This window comes from Nocardia sp. NPDC056000 (genome assembly GCF_042269265.1).
Lineage (GTDB): Bacteria > Actinomycetota > Actinomycetes > Mycobacteriales > Mycobacteriaceae > Nocardia.
Map to the genome: position 1 here is coordinate 306,962 of NZ_JBHJXS010000014.1, position 21,115 is coordinate 328,076.

The following is a 21,115-nucleotide window of genomic DNA, read 5'->3' on the forward strand; positions in this document are numbered from 1 at the left end:
GCGCGGAGGGGACATCGCCACCGCCCGGTGGTCACGCGATCATGGTCAGGCGGAACGTGATTCGGCCGCCACCGGCTCGGCCTTGCGGACCCGGCGGCGGAACCGCAGGATGCCGTCCTCGATCGCGCCCTTGCGCAGCATGGCGCGGTCCCGGAAGTAGTTGTTGATGACCAGCCACGGACCGCGGGTGCCCTGGCGGGGCATGACACCGTCGCCGCGCTGGATGTATCCGGAGGTGAGCGCGCCGCCCATGAGCGAGGCCTCGGAGCGATCGCCCTCCTCTGGCACGGCCACGACCTCGGTGTAGCCCTCGGCCTTCATATGGTTGAGCAGGCGGCAGAAGTACTCCGCGGCCAGGTCGGCCTTCAGGGTCCAGGAGGCGTTGGTGTAGCCCAGGATCACCATGAGGTTCGGGACATTGCCGAGCAGAGCGCCCTTGTACGCCACCAGATCTCGCGTCGCCAGCTGCTCACCGTCCACCTCGAGGGTGGCTCCGCCCAGCATCTGCACGGTCAAACCCGTTGCGCTGACGACGATATCGGCGGCCAGCTCCTCGCCCGAGCGCAGCTTGATGCCGTTCGCGGTGAAGGTCTCGATCTGATCGGTGGCGATGGACGCCTTACCGCTGCGCAGCGTCTTGAACAGATCACCGTTGGGCACCACGCACAGGCGCTGATCCCACGGATTGTAGGACGGGGTGAAGTGCCGCATATCGATTCCGGAACCGATCTGGGCGCGCACCGCGGCCAGCATGAGCTTGGCGGACAGCTTCGGATTGGTCCGGGACAGTTGGTAACTCGCGCGCTGCAATGCGATATTGCGCGCCCGGCCCGCCCGATAGGCAATGGCGGCAGGCACTTTCGCGAGTTTGAGGCCGACCGCGACCGGATCGTTGGCGGGCAGCGCGGCGATATAGGTGGGCGAGCGCTGCAGCATGGTGACGTGCGCGGCCTTATCGCTCATGGCCGGGATCAGCGTGATGGCGGTCGCGCCGCTGCCGATGACCACCACGCGCTTACCGGTGTAGTCGAGGTCCTCGGGCCAGTGCTGCGGGTGGATGATCTGGCCGGTGAAGTCCTGCTCACCCGGGAACTCGGGGCGGTAACCCTTGTCGTAGTCGTAGTAGCCGGTGCAGCCGACCACGAAGTTCGCGGTGTAGGTCTCGGTCTCGCCGGTGGTCTCGTTCAGGGCCTGCACGGTCCAGAGGCCGGCGGCGCTGTCCCAGCTCGCGGTGGTCATCTTGCGGCCGAAGCGAATGTGCTCGGTGACGCCGTATTCGGCGGCGGTGTCCTCGACGTACTGGCGGATATGCGGGCCGTCGGCGAGCACCTTGGTGCCGATCCACGGGCGGAAGCCGTAGCCGAAGGTGTACATATCGGAGTCGGAGCGAATGCCCGGGTACTTGAACAGGTCCCAGGTGCCACCGATGGCGGTGCGGCGTTCCAGGATCAGATAGCTGCGACCCGTGTTCTCCCGGGTCAGATGGCAGGCCATGCCGATACCGGACAGGCCCGCGCCGATGATCAGTACGTCGACATGCCGCGTCATTGAGGTACTCGCTTCGTCTGTTCATGCCCGGGCTCCGTCGTCCGGGTTTCCCGCATGTTATCTGTTATCCATAGTAACGTCTACTCTGGCGCGGGTTCAGGACCAGAAAACCGGGTGCAGACCCCAGGCGGCGAACTCCTTGGCCACGCATTCGCGCAGGGCTTCCCTGGTCGGGAAACGATCGGGATCCGCGCCGGTCACCGCCAGGGTGACGGTTTCGCCATCGCTGGACCAGGAGAGATTGAGACCCACCTCCACGCGGCGGAACAGTTCGGTGTCATTCGTGCACACCACCGGCCGCATGAGCACCGAGCGGGCGCGCACACCCGCGAAGCTCGCCACCGTCTGACCGGTTTCGCCGAGATTGGTGCACAGGCATTCGGGAGCCTTGGCGGTGCGGGAGAAACGGTCCAGCACGAATTTGGGCAGCATCATCTGCACCGGTTGCAGATGCTGGAGCGCGGGCGTGGTCGCCGGATCGGCGTAGGCGCGCGCGGCCTTCTTGATGGCGGCGCGCACCTGCGCGAGATCGGTGAGCTCACCCGCGCGGTAGCGCACGGCGATGGGCAGGCCCGTGGTGGCGTTGCCGCGCGGATCGTCCGGAAGGCGCATGGAATGCGGAATGTCCACCCGCACCTCGGCACCGTCGGCAATGCGCCCGGTGCAGCCGAGGATGCCGACCGCGACCCCGACCATGAGGCCGTTGGCCGTGCCCTGGTGTGCGGCGGCGACCGTATTCCATTCGGCCAGGCCGACTTCCACCACGAGACTCGCGGCGGTGTGCCGGTCCGGCAGGTCTAGGGCGGGTTCGGCCGGGCGCGGATTGCGCGCCGGTTCCTGGACACCGCGAGCGGCGACGGCGGCGCGAATTCCCTTGGCGGCGGCGCGCAATTGACCGAGCGCGTCGGCGAAGTGCCTGCGGTACAACCCCGTTGACGGCAGGTCACCGACCAGACGGCCGGAGCTGGTCGCGATATCCACCGGCGCACCGGAATCCAGGCGATCCAGGGCATCGCCGACCGCGTAGAGGACCGCTCCCCCGTCCGCGCCGACATGCGAGGTGACCAGGGACAGCAGCATGCCCCCGGTATCGGTCGGGGCGGACGAGAGCCGCCACACCCGGCCCACCGACGGATCGAAATCGACGCGGCTCTGGTCGAAGAACCAGTCCAGCACACCGTCTTCCGGCACGGTGTCGGCCTGTGCGGCCAGCGGGATGGACTGTGCGGCGGGCACCCACCACGGCCGGGCGAAGGGCACCGCCGTGGTGCGCACCCGCCGGGCCAGGAAGCCGTGCGCCAGATGCGCGTGAAAGCGTTCCAGCACAGCCTGATCCACGGGTTCGTCGAAACGCCAGGCCAGCTGATTGACCAGGGCGTTGCCGTACAGGGCGTGCAGTTTCAGGAACAGATCATCGTCTGCGGTCAGCCGGTTCATCCCGGATCCTCCGAATCAGCGATTGCGTAGCGTGCGAACGGTCAAGGGGGCGAACACGATCGCGACGATGAGCGCCGCCGCCACCGACCACATCAGGTCACCGCCCACGCGGCCCTCGTCGGCGAGGGTGCGCACGGCCGCCACCAGATGCGAGACGGGGTTGTAGTCCGAGACGTGCCGCAGCCAGGTCGGCATGGCCGCCACCGGCACCAGGGCATTGGAGGCGAAACTCAGGAAGGTCAGCACCAGCATCGACATGCCCTGTACCGCGGCCGGTTTGGCCACCGTCACACCGATGAAGGCGAAGATCCAGCTCAGCGCCGTGGTGGCGAGCACCACCAATAGCGCGCCCAGCACCAGGCCACCGGGATGTTCGGGGCGGTAACCCATTCCGAAGCCGACCACCAGCACCATGACCGCGGCGATCACGTACCGCGTGGCCCCGGCCACCAGCGCACCGGTGACGGGTGCGGACCTGGCGATCGGCATGGCGACGAAGCGATCGAAGACACCGGACCGAATGTCCTCGGACAGTTGCACTCCCGTCGCCACCGACGAGGTGAGCACGATCTGCACCAGCACGCCCGGTATCAGGGTCGGCAGGTAGGCGTGCATGCTGCCCGCGATGGCGGTGCCGAACACACTGCCGAACAACAGCGGCCCGATGATCGGCAGCAGCACCGCGTCGTACAGCAGTTGCGGACTGTGCCGGAAGGTCAGCATGCCGCGCTTGGCCATGGTCAGCGACTGTCGCAGCGCCGCAAGCGGTCCCACGTGCCGGACGGTGGGCTTGCGCTCGATGCGGGCCTGCGGCTCGGCGATCACGGGGGTCTCGGTGAGGACGGTCATGCGCGGGTCCCCCTCTCGGTGCGGGATTTCGATGTGATGGGTGAGTGCTCCCCGATACGGCGGGTCCCGGTCCGGTCCCGATGCGAGCGCGTTGAGTTACAACGGGATTCGACGCCCTGAAAAGTGCGGGCGGTCATGCGGAGGCCCTCCGCTCGGTCTTGCGGGTGAGGGTGAGGAAGACCGAGTTGAGGTCGGGGCGGTCGACGGCGAAGCCGCGCAAGCGGATTCCGCTGTCGCGGCAGGCGGTGATGACATCGGCGGCGCTCTCGATATCGCGGAGCGGGACCGAGAGGGTGGCGGGGGTGTCACCGTGCAGCGGGGTGACGCCGACGATGCGCTCGACCGCCGCGTCCGCCAGGGAACGCTGGGCCGGATCGACCAGATCGATGCGGAGCATCTCCTCGCCGAGTGACGACTTCAGTTCGGCCGCCGTGCCTTCCGCGACCACGGTGCCGTGGTCGATGACGGCGATGCGGTCGGCCAGGGCGTCGGCCTCCTCCAGGTACTGGGTGGTGAGCAGGATTGTCGCGCCGCGACCGACCAGCTCACGCACGATCGTCCACATGCTCTCGCGGGTGTGCGGGTCCAGGCCGGTGGTCGGCTCGTCCAGGAAGATCAACGGCGGCAACGTGATCAGGGTCGCCGCCAGGTCCAGGCGGCGGCGCATTCCGCCGGAGAAGGTGCCGACGCGGCGGCGGGCGGCGGCGGTCAGCTCGAACTGTTCCAGCAGTTCCTCGGCGCGACGGGCGGCGGCGCGACGGGTCAGGCCGAGCAGCTGGCCGAACAGGCGCAGGTTCTCCAGCGCGGTCAGGTTCTCGTCCACCGCCGCGTACTGACCGGTGAGACCGATCATGGAACGGACGGCGGTGGCATCGCGCACCACATCGTGGCCGAAAACCGTTGCGGTGCCGGAGTCCGGGCGCAGCAGGGTGGCGAGCATGCGCACGGTGGTCGTCTTGCCCGCGCCGTTCGGGCCGAGCAGGCCGAAGACCGTACCTGCCTCCACCCGCAGGTCCACCTTGTCGACCGCGGTCAGCGAGCCGAAAGTCTTTCCCAGCGACTGTGTTTCGATTGCGAGCTCGGCGCTCATCGCACATCTCCGATCCTGAGGACCGCCGCACCGTCCGGCAACCCTGCCGGGGTGGTTCGAGACGGTACTGAATTGTCTTGCGGTGCATCGGAATCCGCCGAACCGGCGGACAGTGACTCGATGACGTCGGCGGCCCTGGCGACACCGTCGTCGCGGAACCGCATACCGTAGGCCGAGGCCCGCAGCAGCACGGTGGGTTCGGTCGCGCGAATCAGTGCCCGTTCCAGGCGATCCGCCGATAGTTCCGCGAACGGCAGTGTGGCTCCCAGGCCGAGCGCGGTCAGCTGGCGGCCCCAGAACGGCTGATCCGCCTGCACCGAGCAGATGACCGACGGCACCCCGGCACGCAACGCGGCCGCGGTGGTCCCGGCCCCGCCGTGATGGATGGCTACCGCGCAGCGCGGCAGCACCGCGCGATGGTCGACCTGCGGGAGCACCGCCAGCTCCGGGCTCAGTTCGGGCTCGAACATGTTGCCGGTCAAGAGCACCCGGCGGCGCTGCCGTCTGCCCACCTCGCGCACCAGCTGCCGCACCGAGCGCGGATCGGCGACCGGCATGGAACCGAATCCCGCGTACACCGGCGGCTCGCCCGCCCGCAGCCAGCGCGCCAACAGCGGCGCGAGCGGCTCGGGCGAATCCTCCGCCGGGGTGGCCGCCGCCGGGCTCGGGCCGGGGACAACCGGGAATCCGGTGACCGGCACATCACCCAGCTCATCCGCCAGCCCGGGAAACAGTTCGATGTCGTACGCCTGAATAGCGGTGTAGGGCAGAAACTCTCGCAATGCCGGGCGATCGGTTCGGCCGTCGGCTCCCAGTCGTGCGGCGTGGGACAGGTCGGCGCGGAAGGCGGTGATCTCGGTGGCCAGCGCCCAGGCGCGGGCCTTGGTGAGCGCCTGCCAGCCGAGCCGATGCGCCGATCCGGGCAGGCGGCTCGCCCAGGACGCGGGCACCACGGGTACGGATCGATTCGGCCGGATCGGGAAGAAGTGCATGGCGGCGAGCGGAATCCTCTGCGACCGCGCCACTTCGGCGGCGAGTTCCTCGCAGGCCATTCCGGTGACGAGAACGTCGGCGTCCCCGGCGATAGCCAGCAGATCCCGGGCCGCCTCGGCGAATCCGCGGCGTTGCAGATCCACCACCGCCCGCACCCGCGCCATCGGACTCCAGCTGGCGAATCGCTCATCGCGCTGCTGCGCCCGCAGCAGTTCCGAACTGTCCACACCGATGGGGACAGCCGAAACCCCGTGCCCGCGCGCGAATTCCACCAGATTCGGCGATACCGCCACCGTCACCCGATGTCCGCGCGCGGCCAGCTCCCGGCCCAGCAGCGCCCCCGGCTGCGCATCACCCCGGCTGCCCGCGAAGGCCAGAAGCACCTTCATCGCTCAGCCCTGCGCCGCGACCGGAACCCGCTGCGCCGCGGCATCATTCGCGACCACCGCGCATTCCGCCGCAGCCGCGACGATGGCCGGTGGCTGCGCTCCGGCGGACGAAATCGGTTCACCCGGCCCGCCGCGCGACGCGGGAACCCGGCGATCCACCTCATGCCCTCCGGCGGCGGCCGTACGGTCCGCCATCCCGGCTCCGGCGGCGGCCACCACCTCATGTGCGGCGGCCGGGACAGCTTGCGTCCCGGGGAAGTCCGTAACCTCACGAACCAGGTCACCGGCTTCCGCCAGGGCGGAGGCTTCTCGATCCACCATGCTGGTTCCGGCGAATTCGCGCATGGCGCGGGTGAATTCGGTGAGGAAGCGGTCCATTTCGTGAGCGGGGAAGGCGGCTGGGAAGCGGGTGGAGAGGCGCAGGCCGTCGGCGGCGCGAACGATCCAGAAGAAGACCTCGTCGCCGGAGTAGGACTCGGCGCGCAGGGTGTGGCCGCGCAGGGATTCGACGAGTTCGTAATCGGGCAGGACACGAATGTCGAGGAAGGAGATGCCGAAGCGGGGGCGGTCCTCGCAGCCGAGCAGCTCCAGCGCGCGGGTCCAGGTGGCGTCATTGGCGACCTTGGAGCGGCGCAGGGTTTTACGGGTGGATTCGAGGGCGCTGTCCAGATCCAGGTCCGGGGACAGGGTGATGTCGATGGGGACGACATTCACGAACCAGCCCATGGATTCCAGCCACTTCAGATCCGGGCGGGTGGCGATCGGCATGATCGCCCGCATGGAGATGTAGCCGAAGGCCCGCCGGTAGGCGATGGCCAGGGCGGTGAATACCGCAACGGACAGCCGGTGTCCGCGCGCGGTGACCATGGTCTCGATGCGTTCGAGTTCATCCAGCGGCAGCAGCTTTCGCGAAACACTGGTCTGCGGCAGTTCGGACGGGGTACCGCTGCCCGCGGTGATGGCGGGTTCGAAGCGCGGCAGCATGCCGCCGGACCCGTCCAGGAAGGTGCGCCACAGTCGCACGGCCTCGCACTGCGGGGTGAGCGCGGCGGCGGTGCTGCGCTCCAGGGCCGCGAAATCGGCCGAGCTGCCGAAGGTCACCGATTCGCGTGCGGGTTCGCCCGCCACCACCGCGCGGTACAGGGTGCGCAGTTCCAGGATGACGATGGCCTGCGAGTAGGCGTCCATGACCGAATGGTCGGCCGCGATCAGCACGGTGAAGTCATCACTCTCGTGCCGCACGGTGGCGAGCAGGCAGTGCGGCCACACCAGTGCGGACAGTCGCGATTCCAAAGCGTCGCAGAGGTATTCGGTGATGGCGCCGGGGGTGGTGAGCTCGGGCACCGGTTCGTCGGCGACCGCGACCGCCTCCGGTGCGCACACCAGTCGCTGCGGTTCGGAATCGGTGTGCCGATCGAGCGTGGTGCGCAGACCCTCGTGCCGGGCATGCCACAGCCGCACGGTCTCGCGCCAATGCTCGGGTTCGAAGGCCGCGTCCATTTCGAAGATGGTGCCGATCCAGCGGCCGCGGCCGGGCTTGGGATCGGTGGCGTCGGTGTCCAGGCAGTGCCGGACATGCACGCTGGTGAAGGGCCGGGGATCGCCCGTCCACTCCTGTCCCGCGGCCAGTTCCGGCCGCCACAGCGTCAATGTGCCCGGGCGCAGGGCGAATTCGGAAAGATGTGTGTATTCCATATCGATGTCCTCATCGAATTTCATGCCCGGCGGTGAGGGCGTATGGATTCCGTAAAATTCCACGCCCTTCAATTCACGTCTGGCGAATTGAAAGCTATTGACTTACTTCACACCCGAGGAGCCCGCACCCGCTGCGGCGCTTCCGGATCCGAGGGCCTGCGCGAGCGTGCCGCCCGCCTGTGCCGAACCACTTGCCGCGCCACTGCCGGTGCCCAGCAGGCTCAATACCGATCCCGGTCCCGGGACGAGTCCGGCCAGCGAACCCGCGGCGGAACTGCCGGTGCCGAGTGCTCCGAGAACGCCGGCTCCGGTCGAACTGCCTGTTCCGGCGGCCGCGCTACCGGAACCGAGCGCCGGAAGGACGGACTGAACAGGGGCGGGAGCGGTCGCATCGGCGGGAGGCGGGATATCGCCTCCCGCCGGTGCGGCGGTAGCCAGGGCAGGCGCGATGAATGTCAGGGCGGTGCCCGCACAGCTGGCGGCAACCCGGATGACGATACGTGCGTTCATGGCCTGAAATCCTTTCGAACCTTCATCAGTTGAAGCTGTTCGCCGAAACGGCGGCTCGGCTGACGAGCAGTTTGAGAGAGCGGCGGCGACGCTGCCGGGAATGCGCCGAGTCGGGCGCGAACCAAGAACATCATTGTTACCAGATGGATGCAATACACCGGCGTGCAAACAAATGGTTAACGGAATGTTCTCGTGCACTTTCACTGTGTGCCAGACCACTGAAAGCCAATTTTGCCCAGTCATTCACTTTCAATGGTTTTCACCGCGCGGAATTAAACCCCGAAGCGCACAATCCCCCGCTCGCCTGTCGCGGCGAACGGGGGATTGCGGGGTAGCGGTGTGACCGGGATGTGTCAGGAGTAGATGGCCGCGACCTCGTCGGCGTACTTCTCCAGCACCACAGCGCGTTTCAGCGACATCTTGGGTGTCAGCTCGCCGGTTTCCTGGGTCCAGTCGGCGGACAGAATGCGAATCTTCTTGACCGCCTCGGCCTTCGAGACCTTCTTGTTCGAATCCGCCACCGCCGCATCGATTTCCGCGACCAGGATCGGGTTGACGGTGAGATCCTCGATGGTGGCGTCGGCGGGGATGTCGTTGCGCTGCCGCCAGCCCGGCAGCGCGTCGCGGTCCAGGGTGATCAGCACGCCGACGAACGGCTTGTTATCGCCGACGATCATGCACTGCCCGATCAGCGGATGCGCGCGCAGCGTGTCCTCCATCGGCGCGGGCGAGACGTTCTTGCCCGCGGCGGTGACGATGATTTCCTTCTTGCGGCCGGTGATGGACAGGAAACCGTCCGCGTCGAGCGCGCCCAGGTCGCCGGTGTGGAACCAGCCGTCGGTGAAGGCGTCGGCGTTCGCGGCGTCGTTCTTCCAGTACCCGTCGAAGACGACCGAGCCTTTGAGCAGGACCTCACCGTCCTCGGCGATGCGCACGGCATTGCCCTCGATGGGCACGCCGACGGTGCCGACCCGCATCCGCGACACCGTGTTCACCGTGACGGCGGCACTGGTCTCGGTCAGGCCGTAGCCCTCGAAGACCGGGACGCCGATACCGCGGAAGAAATGGCCGAGCCGCGCACCGAGCGGACCGCCGCCGGACACCGCCCCGGTGCACCGACCACCAAGGGCCGCAAGGAGTTTGGAGTAGACCAGCTTGTCGAACAGCGCGTGCTTGGCCCGCAGCACCAGTCCCGGGCCGCCGGCCTCCAGCGCCGTGCTGTACGCGATGGCGGTGTCGGCGGCCAGATCGAAGATCTTGCCCTTACCGCCGTCATGCGCCTGCTGGCGCGCGCCGTTGTAGACCTTCTCGAATACGCGCGGCACCGCCAGGATGAAATCCGGCTTGTACGAAGCGAATTGGGTGGTGAGCGTGGTCCAGTCGGAGGTGTGCGCGACGGTCACCTTGGCGGCCAGCGAGCCCACCGCGATGGCGCGGGCGAAGACGTGCGCGAGCGGCAGGAACATCAGCGTGGTCTTGCCCTCGGCGAGCAGATGCCGCAGCGCGATCTTGCCGGAGATGGATTCGGCCAGCAGATTCGACTGCGTCAGCACCACGCCCTTGGGACGCCCGGTGGTGCCGGAAGTGTAGATGAGCGTGGCGGGCGATTCGGCGCGCACCTGGGCGCGGCGCTCGGCAATAGCGCTGTCCGGCACCGACTTTCCGCGCTCGATCAGCGTATCGATCGCGCCCGAATCCACCCGCAGCGTCTCGCCCAGATCGGGCGTGCTGATCTCGGCGACGACGGCGGCATGCCGCTCGTTCTCGACGATGAGCAGTCTGGTACCCGAATCCGAGAGGATCCACTGCGCCTGATCGGTGGCGGAGGAATCGTAGATGGCCACGGTGCACGCACCGGCGGTCCAGATGGCGTAGTCGATGAGGGTCCACTCGTAGCGGGTGGCGGACATGAGCGCCACCCGATCCCCCGCCGCGATACCGGAGGCGATGAGTCCCTTGGCCACCGCGCGCACCTGCGCCGCGAATTCGGCCGCCGTCACATCGCGCCAGCCGGAGCCCTCGGGGATCTGGAACGCCACGAAATCAGGCGAATCCCGCTCCAGGTTGTCGACGACATCGGTCAGCGCCGCACCCTCGGCGATGGTGTAGGACGCCTGCGCCTCGAACTCGCGCCCTGCAACCGCGGTGGATCCCATCTGTTACGACCTCTCTGCTGCCGGTCCCCGTGTCCGGCACGCGGGCACACTCTCGCATGACCCCCGAAGCAGGGCCAACTCACAATGCTGGAGCCCTGCGCGGTGGATCACAATGTGCGGGCGAACACCGCGCACATCACCCGAGTGTGCCGCAGACCATTCCCATCAGTGGGAGCGGGCGGCCACGACCATGGCGTCGAGCCGCGCGCCCAGCGCGTTGACCCGGTCCCGCAATGCCTCGATGTCCTCGATCGGGAGCCCGACCGATTCGAGTACGGCATGGATCATGTGCTGGGCCGCGACCTGCAGTTCGGCGCTGGCGGCGCTGGCGCGCAAGACCAGCGCCCGGCCATCGGAGGCACTGCGCTCACTCTCCACCAGACCGTTGGCGGTGAGTCGCTGTACCAGCGGTGACAGCGTGCCGTAGTCGAGGTGAATATGCTCGCCGAGCTCTTTCATGGTGATTCCGGGACGTTCCCACAGCGTCAGCAGCACCAGGTACTGCGGATAGGTGAGATTCATATCGTCCAGGAAGGGACGGTAGGCAGCGGTCATGGACCGCGACGTGGAGTACAGCGCGAAACACAGCTGAGCGTTCAGCGACAGAAGCGCGTAGTCGATCTCCTCGTCCGCTCCGGCCCGGTGCCCATCGGGTGCGGAAGGCGGATTTTCTGACATTACTGCACTGTACTGCGCACGGTGGCGAGAACGGCGTCGGTGGCCGAGCGGTCCCCGACCGTGATGCGGATACCGGTCGGATAGCGCTTGACGTGAATCTCCGCGCCCGCCAAGGCCGCCGCCACCCGATCGATATCCGGCTCGGGCAGGGTCAGATACGAGAAGTTGGCATAGCTGTCCGGCACCGACAGACCCAGCTCGCGCAGTCCGGCGGTGAGGCGATGCCGATGCCCGGCGATCACGCTCACCCGGGCCGCGATCTCCGGCTCGGCCGCATAGCAGGCGCGCACGGCGACCTCGGCGAGCGCATTCATCCCGAAGGGCAACTGCCAGCGGGCGATTCGCTCGATCAGCTCCGGATCCCCGATGGCGTAGCCGACACGCAGCGCGGCGAGTCCGTACGCCTTCGAAAAGGTGCGCAGCACCAGTAGATTCGGATGTCGTTCGACCAATGCCAAAGCCTCGATGCGATCTTCGCCGGGCACGAAGTCCACATACGCCTCGTCCAGCACGACGGGGACCGTCGCGGGCATCCGGTGCAGGAACTTCTCGAATTCCCGTGGCGTGATCAGTGTTCCGGTCGGATTGTGCGGACTGCACAGCACCACCAGCCGGGTGCGGTCATCGATGGCGTCGGCGATCGCGTCGAGATCCTGCCGTCCATCCGGGGTGAGCGGTACGGTCACCGGCCGCCCGCCCGACATGGTGGTCAGGATCGGATACCCGTCGAAGGTGGGCGTCGCCATCACCACACCCGCACCGCCGGAACCGAATTCCTGCACGATATGCATGATGACGCCGGTCGCCCCGGCCCCGACCACGATGCGATCGGCGTCCACCCCGAGCCGCTCGGCGATCAGCCGGGGCAGCCGCTGCGGCAGGAACTCCGGATACCGATTCGCCGAGGACAGTGCGCGCGAGAGCGCCTCACGCACCGAAGCCGGTGGCCCATAGGGGTTTTCATTGAGTTGCAACTGATGCCCGAGCGGGGCCAGGGGTGCCATCGCGTCGCCTCAGCGCCCGCCCCAGCGCACCGCGGCGGCGGCCGCGAAGTCGCCGGCGTGCGCGAATCCGGCGAACATCACCAGCGATCCGGGGGCGGCGCGGCCCTCATCGATCGCCCGGTCGAAATTGACGGGAATGCCCGCGCCGAACAGGTTTCCGCATTCGTCGAAGGTGTCCGGATGCTTGTCCTGGGGCAGCAGCAGCGCATCGCGCCAGTTGCGCAGGAACGCGCGGTTGGGCTGATTGGTGACCAGCAGATCCAGTTCGCTACTGGGGACGCCGAGCCGCTTGCACACCGCGTGCGCCACCTCCGGCACGATCCGATTGCCGCGCCCGAGCACCTTGGCGATCTTGGATTCGGTGAAGCCGACGTGCATCTGGCCCGGCCCGGCCTCCCAGTACTTGCGCGGCGGATCGGCCAGCACCGTCATCTCACCCGCGAACTGCGGCAGATGCCGGGTCTCGATATCGAGGATGGGCGAGATATCGGATTTCACCAGCAGACCCGCGCCCGCACCGTCACCGGGTATGGCGGCCTGCGGTTTTCCGCGCACCTGCTCCTGGGTGAAGATCTGCCCGGCGGCATTCTGAATGGTGACGATGAGCGCGGCCTTGGCATCGGTGCTGACCAGGATCTGCCGGGCCAGCTTCATGGCGTGCACGAAGGCCGCGCAGCCGCCATTGTGCAGATCGATGAGCCATTCGGGATTGATGCCCAGGCGCGCGGCGACCTCACCGCCATTGCCGACGATGCCGGTCTCCGGGAGCTGGGTGTGCACGATCAGAACATCGATGTCCCGCAACACATCTCGTCCGTGCCGGTCCAGCAGCGGGGCGACGGCGCGCTCGGCCATATCGGCGGGCGTCTCACCCGGGGCCACGTGATGCCGGAACTTGGGCGATTTGAACATGATGTTCGCGGTGACGTCCTCGGCATCGGCGTACTGCGCGAAATAGTCTGCGGGAACGACGGTTTCGGGCAGGTACCCGGCGACGTCGAGCAGGCTGACGGTAGCTGTGGTCATGATTCAGTCCATCCATTCGGGCTTGATCGGCTGGCCGTTGGCGTGCCGGTGTTCGCAAATGGCTTTGAGATTGCGCAGTTCCAGCAGATGCCCGGCGGCGAAGAGGTGCCAGAAGTCGCCGACCCATACCGGGCGGCCCTCGGGCGCGGTCGCGGGGTAGGCGTTCTCGTCGTAGAACGGGTGGTGGCAGTTGGTCCACAGCACCACCGAACCCGGCTTGTTGAGCACCTTCTGCGCGTCCACGACCCGCATCAGGTAGATCATCCACAGGTGCTCACCCTGATCCCAGGCGCAGTGGTAGTCCACGGTGCGGGTCTCACGGCTGGATTCGGTGCGGGTGTAGATGCGGGTGTGCGAGCCGATGCGATCGTCCGAGACCCACAGGTCCGGGGTGTCGGTGCGCTCGAAACCCCGCATGCTGTAGGTCCATTCGCAGAGGCTGCGGGTATCGGAGAGGTACTCGAACACCTCGTCCGGCGGTGCGTCGATGTATTCGTTGACGGTGCAGTACTCGCCGAATATCTCATCGTGCGGGTACACCGCCCGGGTCATATCCAGGACCATCGGCATGCCCTCCTTGAGGGACATGGTCTCGATGCGGTACACGCCGGGGACGTCGAGATGCGGTACCTCGACCGGTTCGGCCTTGACGGTGTCGGTCATGCGCGGGGCTCCTTCAGGAAGGGGGCGAAGGGAGGGAGTTCATCTGGATCACAGAGGATTTCGATGAAGACCGGGCCCGCCTCATTGCGGGTCTTGTCCAGGGCGTTGTCGAATTCGGCGAGGGTGCTCGCGGTATAGGCGGGCAGCTGCGGGAACATGGCCGCCACCCCCGCGCCGATCTCGGCCGGGCGGAAGCGGTTGTAGCTGTAATCGCCCGAGTAATAGAGCTGTTCGCGGGTGACGCACATGGCGTGCGCGTTGTTGTTGAAGATGACGAAGGTGACCGGGGCCTGATATTCGACGGCGGTGTGCACCTCGTTGCCGTGCATGAAATACGAACCGTCACCGGCGATTACGAAGGTGCGGCGGCGACGGCCGAGCGCACAGCCGATGCCGGCGCCGAAGGAGTAACCCATACCGCCCATGCCGAGCGCGATCAGGAAGCGCCCGCCGTCGGGAACGGGGAGGTGATGCACCACCGCCGCACCGGTATTGCCCGCATCGGCAACCACATCGGTGCCGGGTTCCAAGCGCGACGAAATCGACTGTACGGCATCGCGATAGCGCACGCCGGGTCCGTTCGCGGGCGGCGGCGACAGTTCCGGCAGCGCGTCCCGATCGGGCTGTGCCGTCCCGAATCCCGGCCGCGAAGTACGCGCGGACAGCTCCAGCAGGCGGCGGCGCGGCGATCCGGGCACGCGCACCCGCACCGGCACGAACGGCTCGTCCTCGCCCAGGTGCAGCACCCGGGGGCAGGCGGCCAGCGCGTCGTCCAATCCGGCGCGCGCGGTCATCGATAGCGGCGTCCCGGCGAGTACACATACCGCCGCGGCCGCGACCAGTTCCGGCGCGTGCGGATGCCCCATGATGCCGGTGACACCGGCGAAACGCGGATGCCGGTTCGGGAAGGCGTCTTTCGCGTCGGGGGTGACCAGCACCCGGGCATCAAGGGATACCGCCAGCGCGGCGAGTTCGGCACGGGCGTCGGCCCGCGCGATCTCGGGTCCGGCGATGATCACCGCCGGACCCTGCCCGGCGGCCAGCGTGAGCAGTTCGGCCGCCTCGGCGAGCTGCCCCGCGGCGCGCACATCGACCTGCCAGGGCGCGGGCACGGGATCGGCCTCGCGATATACCGGCCACGAACCACCGGGCGCTATGGCCGCCTGAATATCCTTGGGCAGCAACAGCACCGCCGGGCCACCGGAAAGCGCGGCCTCGACGGCCCGCTCCAAATCGGCGTGAATATCCTGCGGCCGTGCGACTTTCACGCACGAAACGCTGACCGCGCCGAAGATGCGCTCGGCATCGAGCCGCCCGTGCCCGCCGCTGGTGTCCTGGAACGCACCCCGGCCTTCCAGCCCGATCGGCGGCTGACCGACCAGCGCCAGCACCGGTACCCGCGAGTCGTAGGACTCGGTAAGCGCCGCAAGCAGATTCATCGCTCCACCGCCGGAGGTGGCGGCGACCACGCCGAGCCGATTGGTGGCGCGGGCATACCCGTCCGCCATGGTGGCCGCGCCGAATTCATGTTTGGCGACAATGCCGGTCAGCAGATCGGGGCGGCGCTGGACCGCGTCGTACAGGTCCTCGATATTGGCACCGCCCACGCCGAAGAGGTGATCGGTGTAGGCGCCGAGTCGCGCGACGATGACGTCCGCGACGGTCTGAACGGCTGCTCCGCGTTCGCTCACGATCCCCCGTTTCGATATACATTGCCCGCGATACATCGTCCACAATGTATCCACGGACACCCGTCCCAGACAATGTGTCACAGGTCACAGGATTGCTTGAAAAGTGCTGGTAGTCAGCGATTTTGGCGTGTAGGGACGCCGCCGAACGGATCCCGGTGGCGCTGCGACCCGAATGCGGTGACATTCGAGTCAGCATCTCGCCCGCAACCGGGATTCGATCGACTCTTCAGGACTAACGGTTCAGACCCCGCGCGGGTTCAATCTAGGTCCCGAGCGCCCGAAAGCAAGTCCGAGCGCGGTATTCACCGGAACCTTGTGCCCGGAACCAATGGCACCGCACCGGTTCTGAGCCCCGGCACATGGACAGGGCACCGCTCCCGGGCCTAGTTCACCCGGCTCGCGACCGGGGCGGGCCACACCGCGAAGGGGATATGACCGGTGGCGGCGCCGTCCGGCGCGAGCAGTCTGCCCATACGTTTGAGGGCACGCAGGGTTAGCTGGCGCTCGGTAATGTCCAGATTCGGGAAACTTTGCAGCAGACGGTTTTCCAGGAGGATGCATTCGTGCTGCGAGCGCAGCCAGGCGATGACCAGCACATTGCTGGCACCGGTAGCGGCGGCGCAGAGCCGGATCTCGGGCCATTGCGCGAGTTCGGCGCCCAGCGCGTCGAGTTCACCGGCGGGCAGCCGTACCCACAGGTTGGTGTTGACGGTCCAGCCCGCGGACTGCTGAGCGAAGTCGCAGCGAATCTGCAAACGACCCGAACCTGTCATATCCGCGAGGCGGCGGCGCACGGTTGTCTCACTCAGTCCGGTATCCGCGGACAATTCGGCGATACCGCGGCGGGCGTCCGGTGCGAGCGCGAGCATGAGTTCGATATCCCCGGCGCGGACCCGCGAGGGTGCGGGCGGGTGCCGCTGCGCATCGGTCAGCAGGGTGCGCTGCACCGGATCGAGCGCGCCCGGCCGCCAGTGCCCGCCCTCGATATAGATGCGCAGTCCCACCGCGACCCGCACGTCCAGCACACCGGGCAGCGCCGCGAGTGCGCGCACCGCGAAATCGTCCAGCGCGCAGGCCTCTTCGGCGGCGACCGACAGATTCAGCTGATAGCGCCCGCTGGTGCGCTCCACCGAGAAGACGCATTCGTACGCGCAGATCCGATCGGACAGCATCGCCACCGCATCGGCCCGGCAGTGCACGCGCACGTAGCCGATGACCGCGAACTCCGGCGCGTACGCCGTCATCCACGCCAGCCCGGTCCCGCGCAGCCGCGCCCAGCGCCGCGCGACCGTGGTGGCGTCCACTCCCAGCGAAGCGCCGATCCGCGTCCACGAGGCGCGCGGATTGATCTGCAACGCGTTGACCAGATCCAGATCCTGCTCCCCGAACCCCGCGGCGATCCCCCGCGCCTCGGCGGGTTCGATCCCGGCGCGACCGCCGCCGGTGGCGGAATCCGGCGGGAGTTGATCGGAAATGGCGTTATCCAGCGATTTCGCCATATCCTCGGCCATGGGGGCCATTGTGGCATTTCGCCACGCCTCCACGTTGTGAAGGGGCAGGAATGCCACGCACCACCCGGATAACCGTCATGCTGTTGTTCGCGGCCTGGGTTGTCGACTACATCGACCGGACCGTGATCAATTTCGCGTTGCCGTCGATCGGCAAGGATCTCGGGCTGGACCACACCCAGCAGGGTCTGCTCATCTCGGTGTTCTTCCTGGCGTACGCGATCGTGCAGGTGCCGGGCGGGCTGCTGGCGGACCGCTACGGAGCGCTGAAGGTCGGCACCATCGGGCTGATCGCATGGTCGGTCTTCACCGGATTGACCGCCGTAGCATGGTCTTTCGCGGTACTGCTGGCGATTCGCTTCCTGTTCGGACTGGTACAGGGCGTATTCCCGGCCGCCGCGATGAAGGCGCTGGCCGAGCGTTCGGTCCCCGAGCAGCGCACCACCGCGACCGGCTGGACCAACTCCTCGAACGCGGTCGGGATTCTGGCGGCGGCGGTGATCTCCGGCATCCTGTTGCCGACGGTCGGGTGGCGAATCATGTTCGCGCTCATCTCGGTACTCGGTATGGCGGTGATCATCGCGTGGCGCAGATGGATGCCGGAACCGCTGCCGCAGGACGCGACCCAGGAGAACGAGGAGCTGTCGGCGGCCGAACGGCGCGCGGTGCTGTTCTCCCCCGCACTGCTCGGCTACGCCGCCATCTTCTTCGGCTATGACGTGCTGGTCTGGGGTGTCACCGCGTGGACGCCGACCTTCCTGCAGGAGGAGCGCGGGGTCTCCATGACCCTGGTCGCCGTCGCGGCGGTGCCGTCGACCCTGGCCGCGGGGGCCGGTGTGGTGCTGGGGGCGCGGTTCTCCGATCGGCTGGGCGGACGGCCCCGGGTGATCGTGGTGCCCGCGATGGCGTTCACCGCGGCCATGCTGTTCGTGCTGCCGCGCACCGAGCCGTTCCCGCTGTTCGTGGTGGTCGGCACCGTGATGAGCCTGGCGGCCGGGCTGGCGTTCATGCCCGCGTTCTCGGTGCCGCTGCGCGCGTTGCGCAGCGCGTATATGGGCGCGGCCAGTGGTGTGATTATTTTCGGCGGTCAGGTGGCGGGTGTGCTCAGCCCGCTGCTCTTCGGGGTGGTGACCGACCACGTCTCTTACACAACGGCTTTCGAGATCATGGCCATCGGACCGCTGCTCAGCATCGTGGCGGCGTCGCTGGTCCCGCAGACCGCGGACGAGTTCCGGGCGAAGGTGGCCCGGCGCGCGTCGGCGGTCGAACCGACGAAGGAGAGTCTCCCGTGACCACCACCGATACCGCTGTCGCACAGTCGATATCCGAGCACTGGCAGCAGGTCTACCGGCAGTTGCACGAACATCCGGAACTGTCCGGCGAAGAGCACGGCACCGCGAGTCTGGTGGCCGAGCAACTGCGGAAGCTGGATGGCTGGGAGGTGACCACGGGCGTCGGCGGCACCGGTGTGGTCGGCGTACTGCGGGGTGCTCCGGGACCGGTGGTATGGCTGCGCGCGGATATGGACGGGCTGCCCGTACAGGAGGCCACCGGGCTCGAATACGCCTCGCGCACAGCGGGAGTCATGCACGCCTGCGGACACGATTCACATGTGGCGGCGCTGCTCGGCGCGTGTGCGCAGCTGTCCCAGGATCGGCCCGCCGGAACCGTGGTGGCGATCTTCCAGCCCGCCGAGGAGACCGGCGCGGGCGCGCAGCGCATGGTGGACGACCGTGTGCTCGAACGCTTTCCGACTCCGGGCATCGTGCTCGGCCAGCATGTCGCGCCGCTGCCCGCCGGACTGGCGATCAGTAAGAGCGGGCCGATCATGGCCGCCTCGGATTCCATTCGGGTGCGGTTCACCGGGCGCGGCGGGCACGGTTCACAACCGCATCTGGCGGTGGACCCGCTGCTCATGGCAGCCAATTTCGTGGTGCGCATGCAGGCGCTGGCCGCCCGGCAGGCCGCGGTTCCGGCGAGCCCGGTGCTGGTGGCGGGCGCGCTGCATGCGGGCACCCGGCCCAATATCATTGCCGAGACCTCCGAAATCCTGCTCACGCTGCGGACTTTCAGCGATTCCTCGCGGGCGGCCATGCTCGACGACATCACCCGCCTCGCCGCGAGTGAGGCCGAGGGCGCGGGCGCACCCGTCCCGCCGGAGGTCACCCCGTACGACCCGTTCCCGGTCACGGTGAACACCGACGGCGCGACCGAACGCATTATGCAGACGCTCACCGACGGCGGCGTCCCGGTCATGCCGCTGACCCATCCGCTCACCGGCAGTGAGGATTTCGGCATCTTCGGCACCGCCGCGCGGTGCCCGTCGGTGTTCTGGCATATCGGCGGTATCGACGCGGCGCGGTTCACCGAGGAGGATCAGGCGCTCATGCTGGCCGAGCACACCATTCCGCCGCGCTTCCCCTCCAATCACTCCCCGCGCTTCGCACCGGATCCGGCGCAGACGCTGCCCGCGATGATCACCGCGATGGTGGTCGCGGCGCGCTCGGAACTCGCTCGCGCATAATCACCGGCCCTTCATTCCGGCGAAAGGGTTCAGCAGGACCGGGTGCCGCGGGTTCGGCGCGGGTCGTCCCACCCGGTCCTGTTTCCGCGCGCGTACGCGGCGGTGGATCAGGCTGCGCGGGTGGCGCTTTCGGCGCGGCCCGCGGTGGATGCCGCCCGGGTCACGGTGGGCAGCAGGAGCGACATCAGGGTCATGTCGATGGGCAGGCGGGCCAGGTCGAGGCGGTTGTGCACGAAGCCGACCGAGAGGCCGGAATCGGGGTCGGCCCAGCCGCCGGAGCCGCCCAGGCCCATATGGCCGAGGCCGCGGGGTGCTCCGACCGTGGGGAAGGGGTGGTAGCCGAGATGCCAGAAGGTGAGGCGGTTCGGATCGGGGCTGGTGTTGGTGGAGCGGATCAGGGCGCGGGTGGTCCGCGAGGAGAGCAGCCGGGTGTCACCGCAGCTGCCGTCATTGGCCAGGGTGGCGTAAACGCTCGCGATCGCGTCGGCGGTGAATACACCGGTGGCCGCGCCGTTTTCGGAGTAGGACAGCTCGGGAATCGGCCCGCGCATGGCTTCCTCACCGCCGGTGAAGTGCATGGAGCTGATCGCCTTGCCCACCAGCGGGACGCGGACCGCCGCGAGGGTGATCGGCTTGCCCAGGCGGCTTCCGGTGGCATTGAGGCTGGGGCCGACCAGATCCGCGACCGGGGTGCCATCGGACGGGCGGCCCAGGTGCAGGCCCGTAATGCCCAGCGGGTCGGCCAGTTCGGTGCGATAGAGCTCCGCCATGCTCTGCCCGGTGACCGCGCGGCACAGACCGCCGAGCAGCCAGCCGAACGTCACCGCGTGGTAGACGGGCAGCCCGCGGGTCCAGTCCGGGGTGGCCGCCGCCAGGCGCTGCTCCATGAGCAGGTGATCGAGCACATCGCCGGGTGCGCGCACCACGCGGCGCAGATCCGAGAGCCCCGCGCGATGCGCGAGGACATCGCGCACCGTGATGGAATGCTTTCCGCCCGCGGCGAATTCGGGCCAGTACTCGGCGACCGGCGCGTCGTAATCGAGCAGTCCGCGATCCGCCAGCCGGTGCACCACCAGCGAGGTGATGCCCTTGGTGGTGGAGAAGGTCAGCGCCGTGGTGTCCGCCTCCCAGGGGATATCGCCCGCGGCATCGGCGGTGCCGGTCCAGACGCGCACCACCGGTTCACCTCTCAGATGTACCGAGAGCGCACCGCCGGTGCGCACGTAGTGGGTGAACAGCCGGGCGAAGGCGCGGACGGGGGCGGCGAAGCGCGGGTCCGCGGCGCCGCGGATTCCCTCGGGCAGAGTCAGCGTGGCGGTCGGGGTCAGCATGGCGGGCAACCTCATTGTCGGGC

At 68.0% G+C, this 21,115-nt stretch carries 17 protein-coding genes; 2 read left to right on the forward strand and 15 right to left on the reverse strand.

Going from position 1 to position 21,115, the window contains the following annotated elements; all coding sequences use genetic code 11:
- Window positions 1-45: 45 nt before the first annotated feature.
- From ACFC4D_RS36630 to ACFC4D_RS36695, 14 genes are all read right to left on the reverse strand, one after another.
- The gene (locus ACFC4D_RS36630) at window positions 46-1,548 is read right to left on the reverse strand and encodes a flavin-containing monooxygenase (protein ID WP_375955652.1); all 1,503 of its coding nucleotides are present in this window, start codon (window positions 1,546-1,548) and stop codon (window positions 46-48) included.
- Between the two features lie 96 nt (window positions 1,549-1,644).
- Window positions 1,645-2,985 (reverse strand): hypothetical protein, encoded by a 1,341-nt coding sequence (locus ACFC4D_RS36635; protein WP_376070298.1) that lies wholly within the window; start codon window positions 2,983-2,985, stop codon window positions 1,645-1,647.
- Between the two features lie 15 nt (window positions 2,986-3,000).
- The gene (locus ACFC4D_RS36640; protein WP_375955656.1) at window positions 3,001-3,834 is read right to left on the reverse strand and encodes an ABC transporter permease; all 834 of its coding nucleotides are present in this window, start codon (window positions 3,832-3,834) and stop codon (window positions 3,001-3,003) included.
- 133 nt (window positions 3,835-3,967) lie between these two features.
- Window positions 3,968-4,924, reverse strand: a complete 957-nt coding sequence (locus ACFC4D_RS36645; protein ID WP_376070301.1) for an ATP-binding cassette domain-containing protein — start codon at window positions 4,922-4,924, stop codon at window positions 3,968-3,970.
- On the reverse strand, window positions 4,921-6,306 hold the full coding sequence (locus ACFC4D_RS36650) for a glycosyltransferase (RefSeq protein ID WP_376070304.1): 1,386 nt from the start codon (window positions 6,304-6,306) through the stop codon (window positions 4,921-4,923). The genes ACFC4D_RS36645 and ACFC4D_RS36650 overlap by 4 nt, the downstream gene beginning before the upstream one ends.
- A 3-nt stretch (window positions 6,307-6,309) precedes the next feature.
- Window positions 6,310-8,001, reverse strand: coding sequence for a condensation domain-containing protein (locus tag ACFC4D_RS36655; protein WP_376070307.1), 1,692 nt, complete (start codon window positions 7,999-8,001; stop codon window positions 6,310-6,312).
- Between the two features lie 102 nt (window positions 8,002-8,103).
- Window positions 8,104-8,511: a hypothetical protein gene (locus ACFC4D_RS36660; RefSeq protein ID WP_364628848.1), complete on the reverse strand. Its 408-nt coding sequence runs from the start codon at window positions 8,509-8,511 to the stop codon at window positions 8,104-8,106.
- A 353-nt stretch (window positions 8,512-8,864) separates the two neighbouring features.
- On the reverse strand, window positions 8,865-10,667 hold the full coding sequence (locus tag ACFC4D_RS36665) for an AMP-dependent synthetase/ligase (protein ID WP_376070310.1): 1,803 nt from the start codon (window positions 10,665-10,667) through the stop codon (window positions 8,865-8,867).
- Between the two features lie 165 nt (window positions 10,668-10,832).
- A complete protein-coding gene (locus ACFC4D_RS36670; protein ID WP_375956106.1) occupies window positions 10,833-11,222 on the reverse strand; it encodes a MarR family winged helix-turn-helix transcriptional regulator in 390 nt (129 codons plus the stop codon).
- Between the two features lie 122 nt (window positions 11,223-11,344).
- A complete protein-coding gene (locus tag ACFC4D_RS36675) occupies window positions 11,345-12,349 on the reverse strand; it encodes a pyridoxal phosphate-dependent aminotransferase (protein ID WP_376070313.1) in 1,005 nt (334 codons plus the stop codon).
- Between the two features lie 9 nt (window positions 12,350-12,358).
- The gene (locus ACFC4D_RS36680) at window positions 12,359-13,375 is read right to left on the reverse strand and encodes a 3-oxoacyl-ACP synthase III family protein (RefSeq protein WP_376070316.1); all 1,017 of its coding nucleotides are present in this window, start codon (window positions 13,373-13,375) and stop codon (window positions 12,359-12,361) included.
- Window positions 13,376-13,378: 3 nt separating this feature from the next.
- Window positions 13,379-14,038 carry an SRPBCC family protein gene (locus ACFC4D_RS36685; RefSeq protein ID WP_375955668.1) on the reverse strand — a complete coding sequence of 220 codons (660 nt, stop codon included), beginning with the start codon at window positions 14,036-14,038 and terminating at the stop codon, window positions 13,379-13,381.
- A complete protein-coding gene (locus ACFC4D_RS36690) occupies window positions 14,035-15,729 on the reverse strand; it encodes a thiamine pyrophosphate-binding protein (protein WP_376070319.1) in 1,695 nt (564 codons plus the stop codon). The genes ACFC4D_RS36685 and ACFC4D_RS36690 overlap by 4 nt, the downstream gene beginning before the upstream one ends.
- A 383-nt stretch (window positions 15,730-16,112) precedes the next feature.
- A complete protein-coding gene (locus ACFC4D_RS36695) occupies window positions 16,113-17,240 on the reverse strand; it encodes an Lrp/AsnC family transcriptional regulator (RefSeq protein ID WP_376070322.1) in 1,128 nt (375 codons plus the stop codon).
- Window positions 17,241-17,290: 50 nt separating this feature from the next.
- Here ACFC4D_RS36695 and ACFC4D_RS36700 point away from each other — a divergent pair, with 50 nt between their 5' ends.
- Together ACFC4D_RS36700 and ACFC4D_RS36705 are read left to right on the forward strand one after the other, a co-directional pair.
- A complete protein-coding gene (locus ACFC4D_RS36700) occupies window positions 17,291-18,529 on the forward strand; it encodes an MFS transporter (protein WP_376070325.1) in 1,239 nt (412 codons plus the stop codon).
- Entirely contained in the window at window positions 18,526-19,761 is a 1,236-nt protein-coding gene (locus tag ACFC4D_RS36705) for an amidohydrolase (RefSeq protein WP_376070328.1), read from the forward strand. Before ACFC4D_RS36700 ends, ACFC4D_RS36705 begins: the two co-directional genes overlap by 4 nt.
- Before the next feature lie 107 nt (window positions 19,762-19,868).
- Here the strand turns inward: ACFC4D_RS36705 and ACFC4D_RS36710 are convergent, their stop codons facing one another.
- Window positions 19,869-21,092, reverse strand: coding sequence for a serine hydrolase domain-containing protein (locus tag ACFC4D_RS36710; protein WP_376070331.1), 1,224 nt, complete (start codon window positions 21,090-21,092; stop codon window positions 19,869-19,871).
- Window positions 21,093-21,115: the final 23 nt, after the last annotated feature.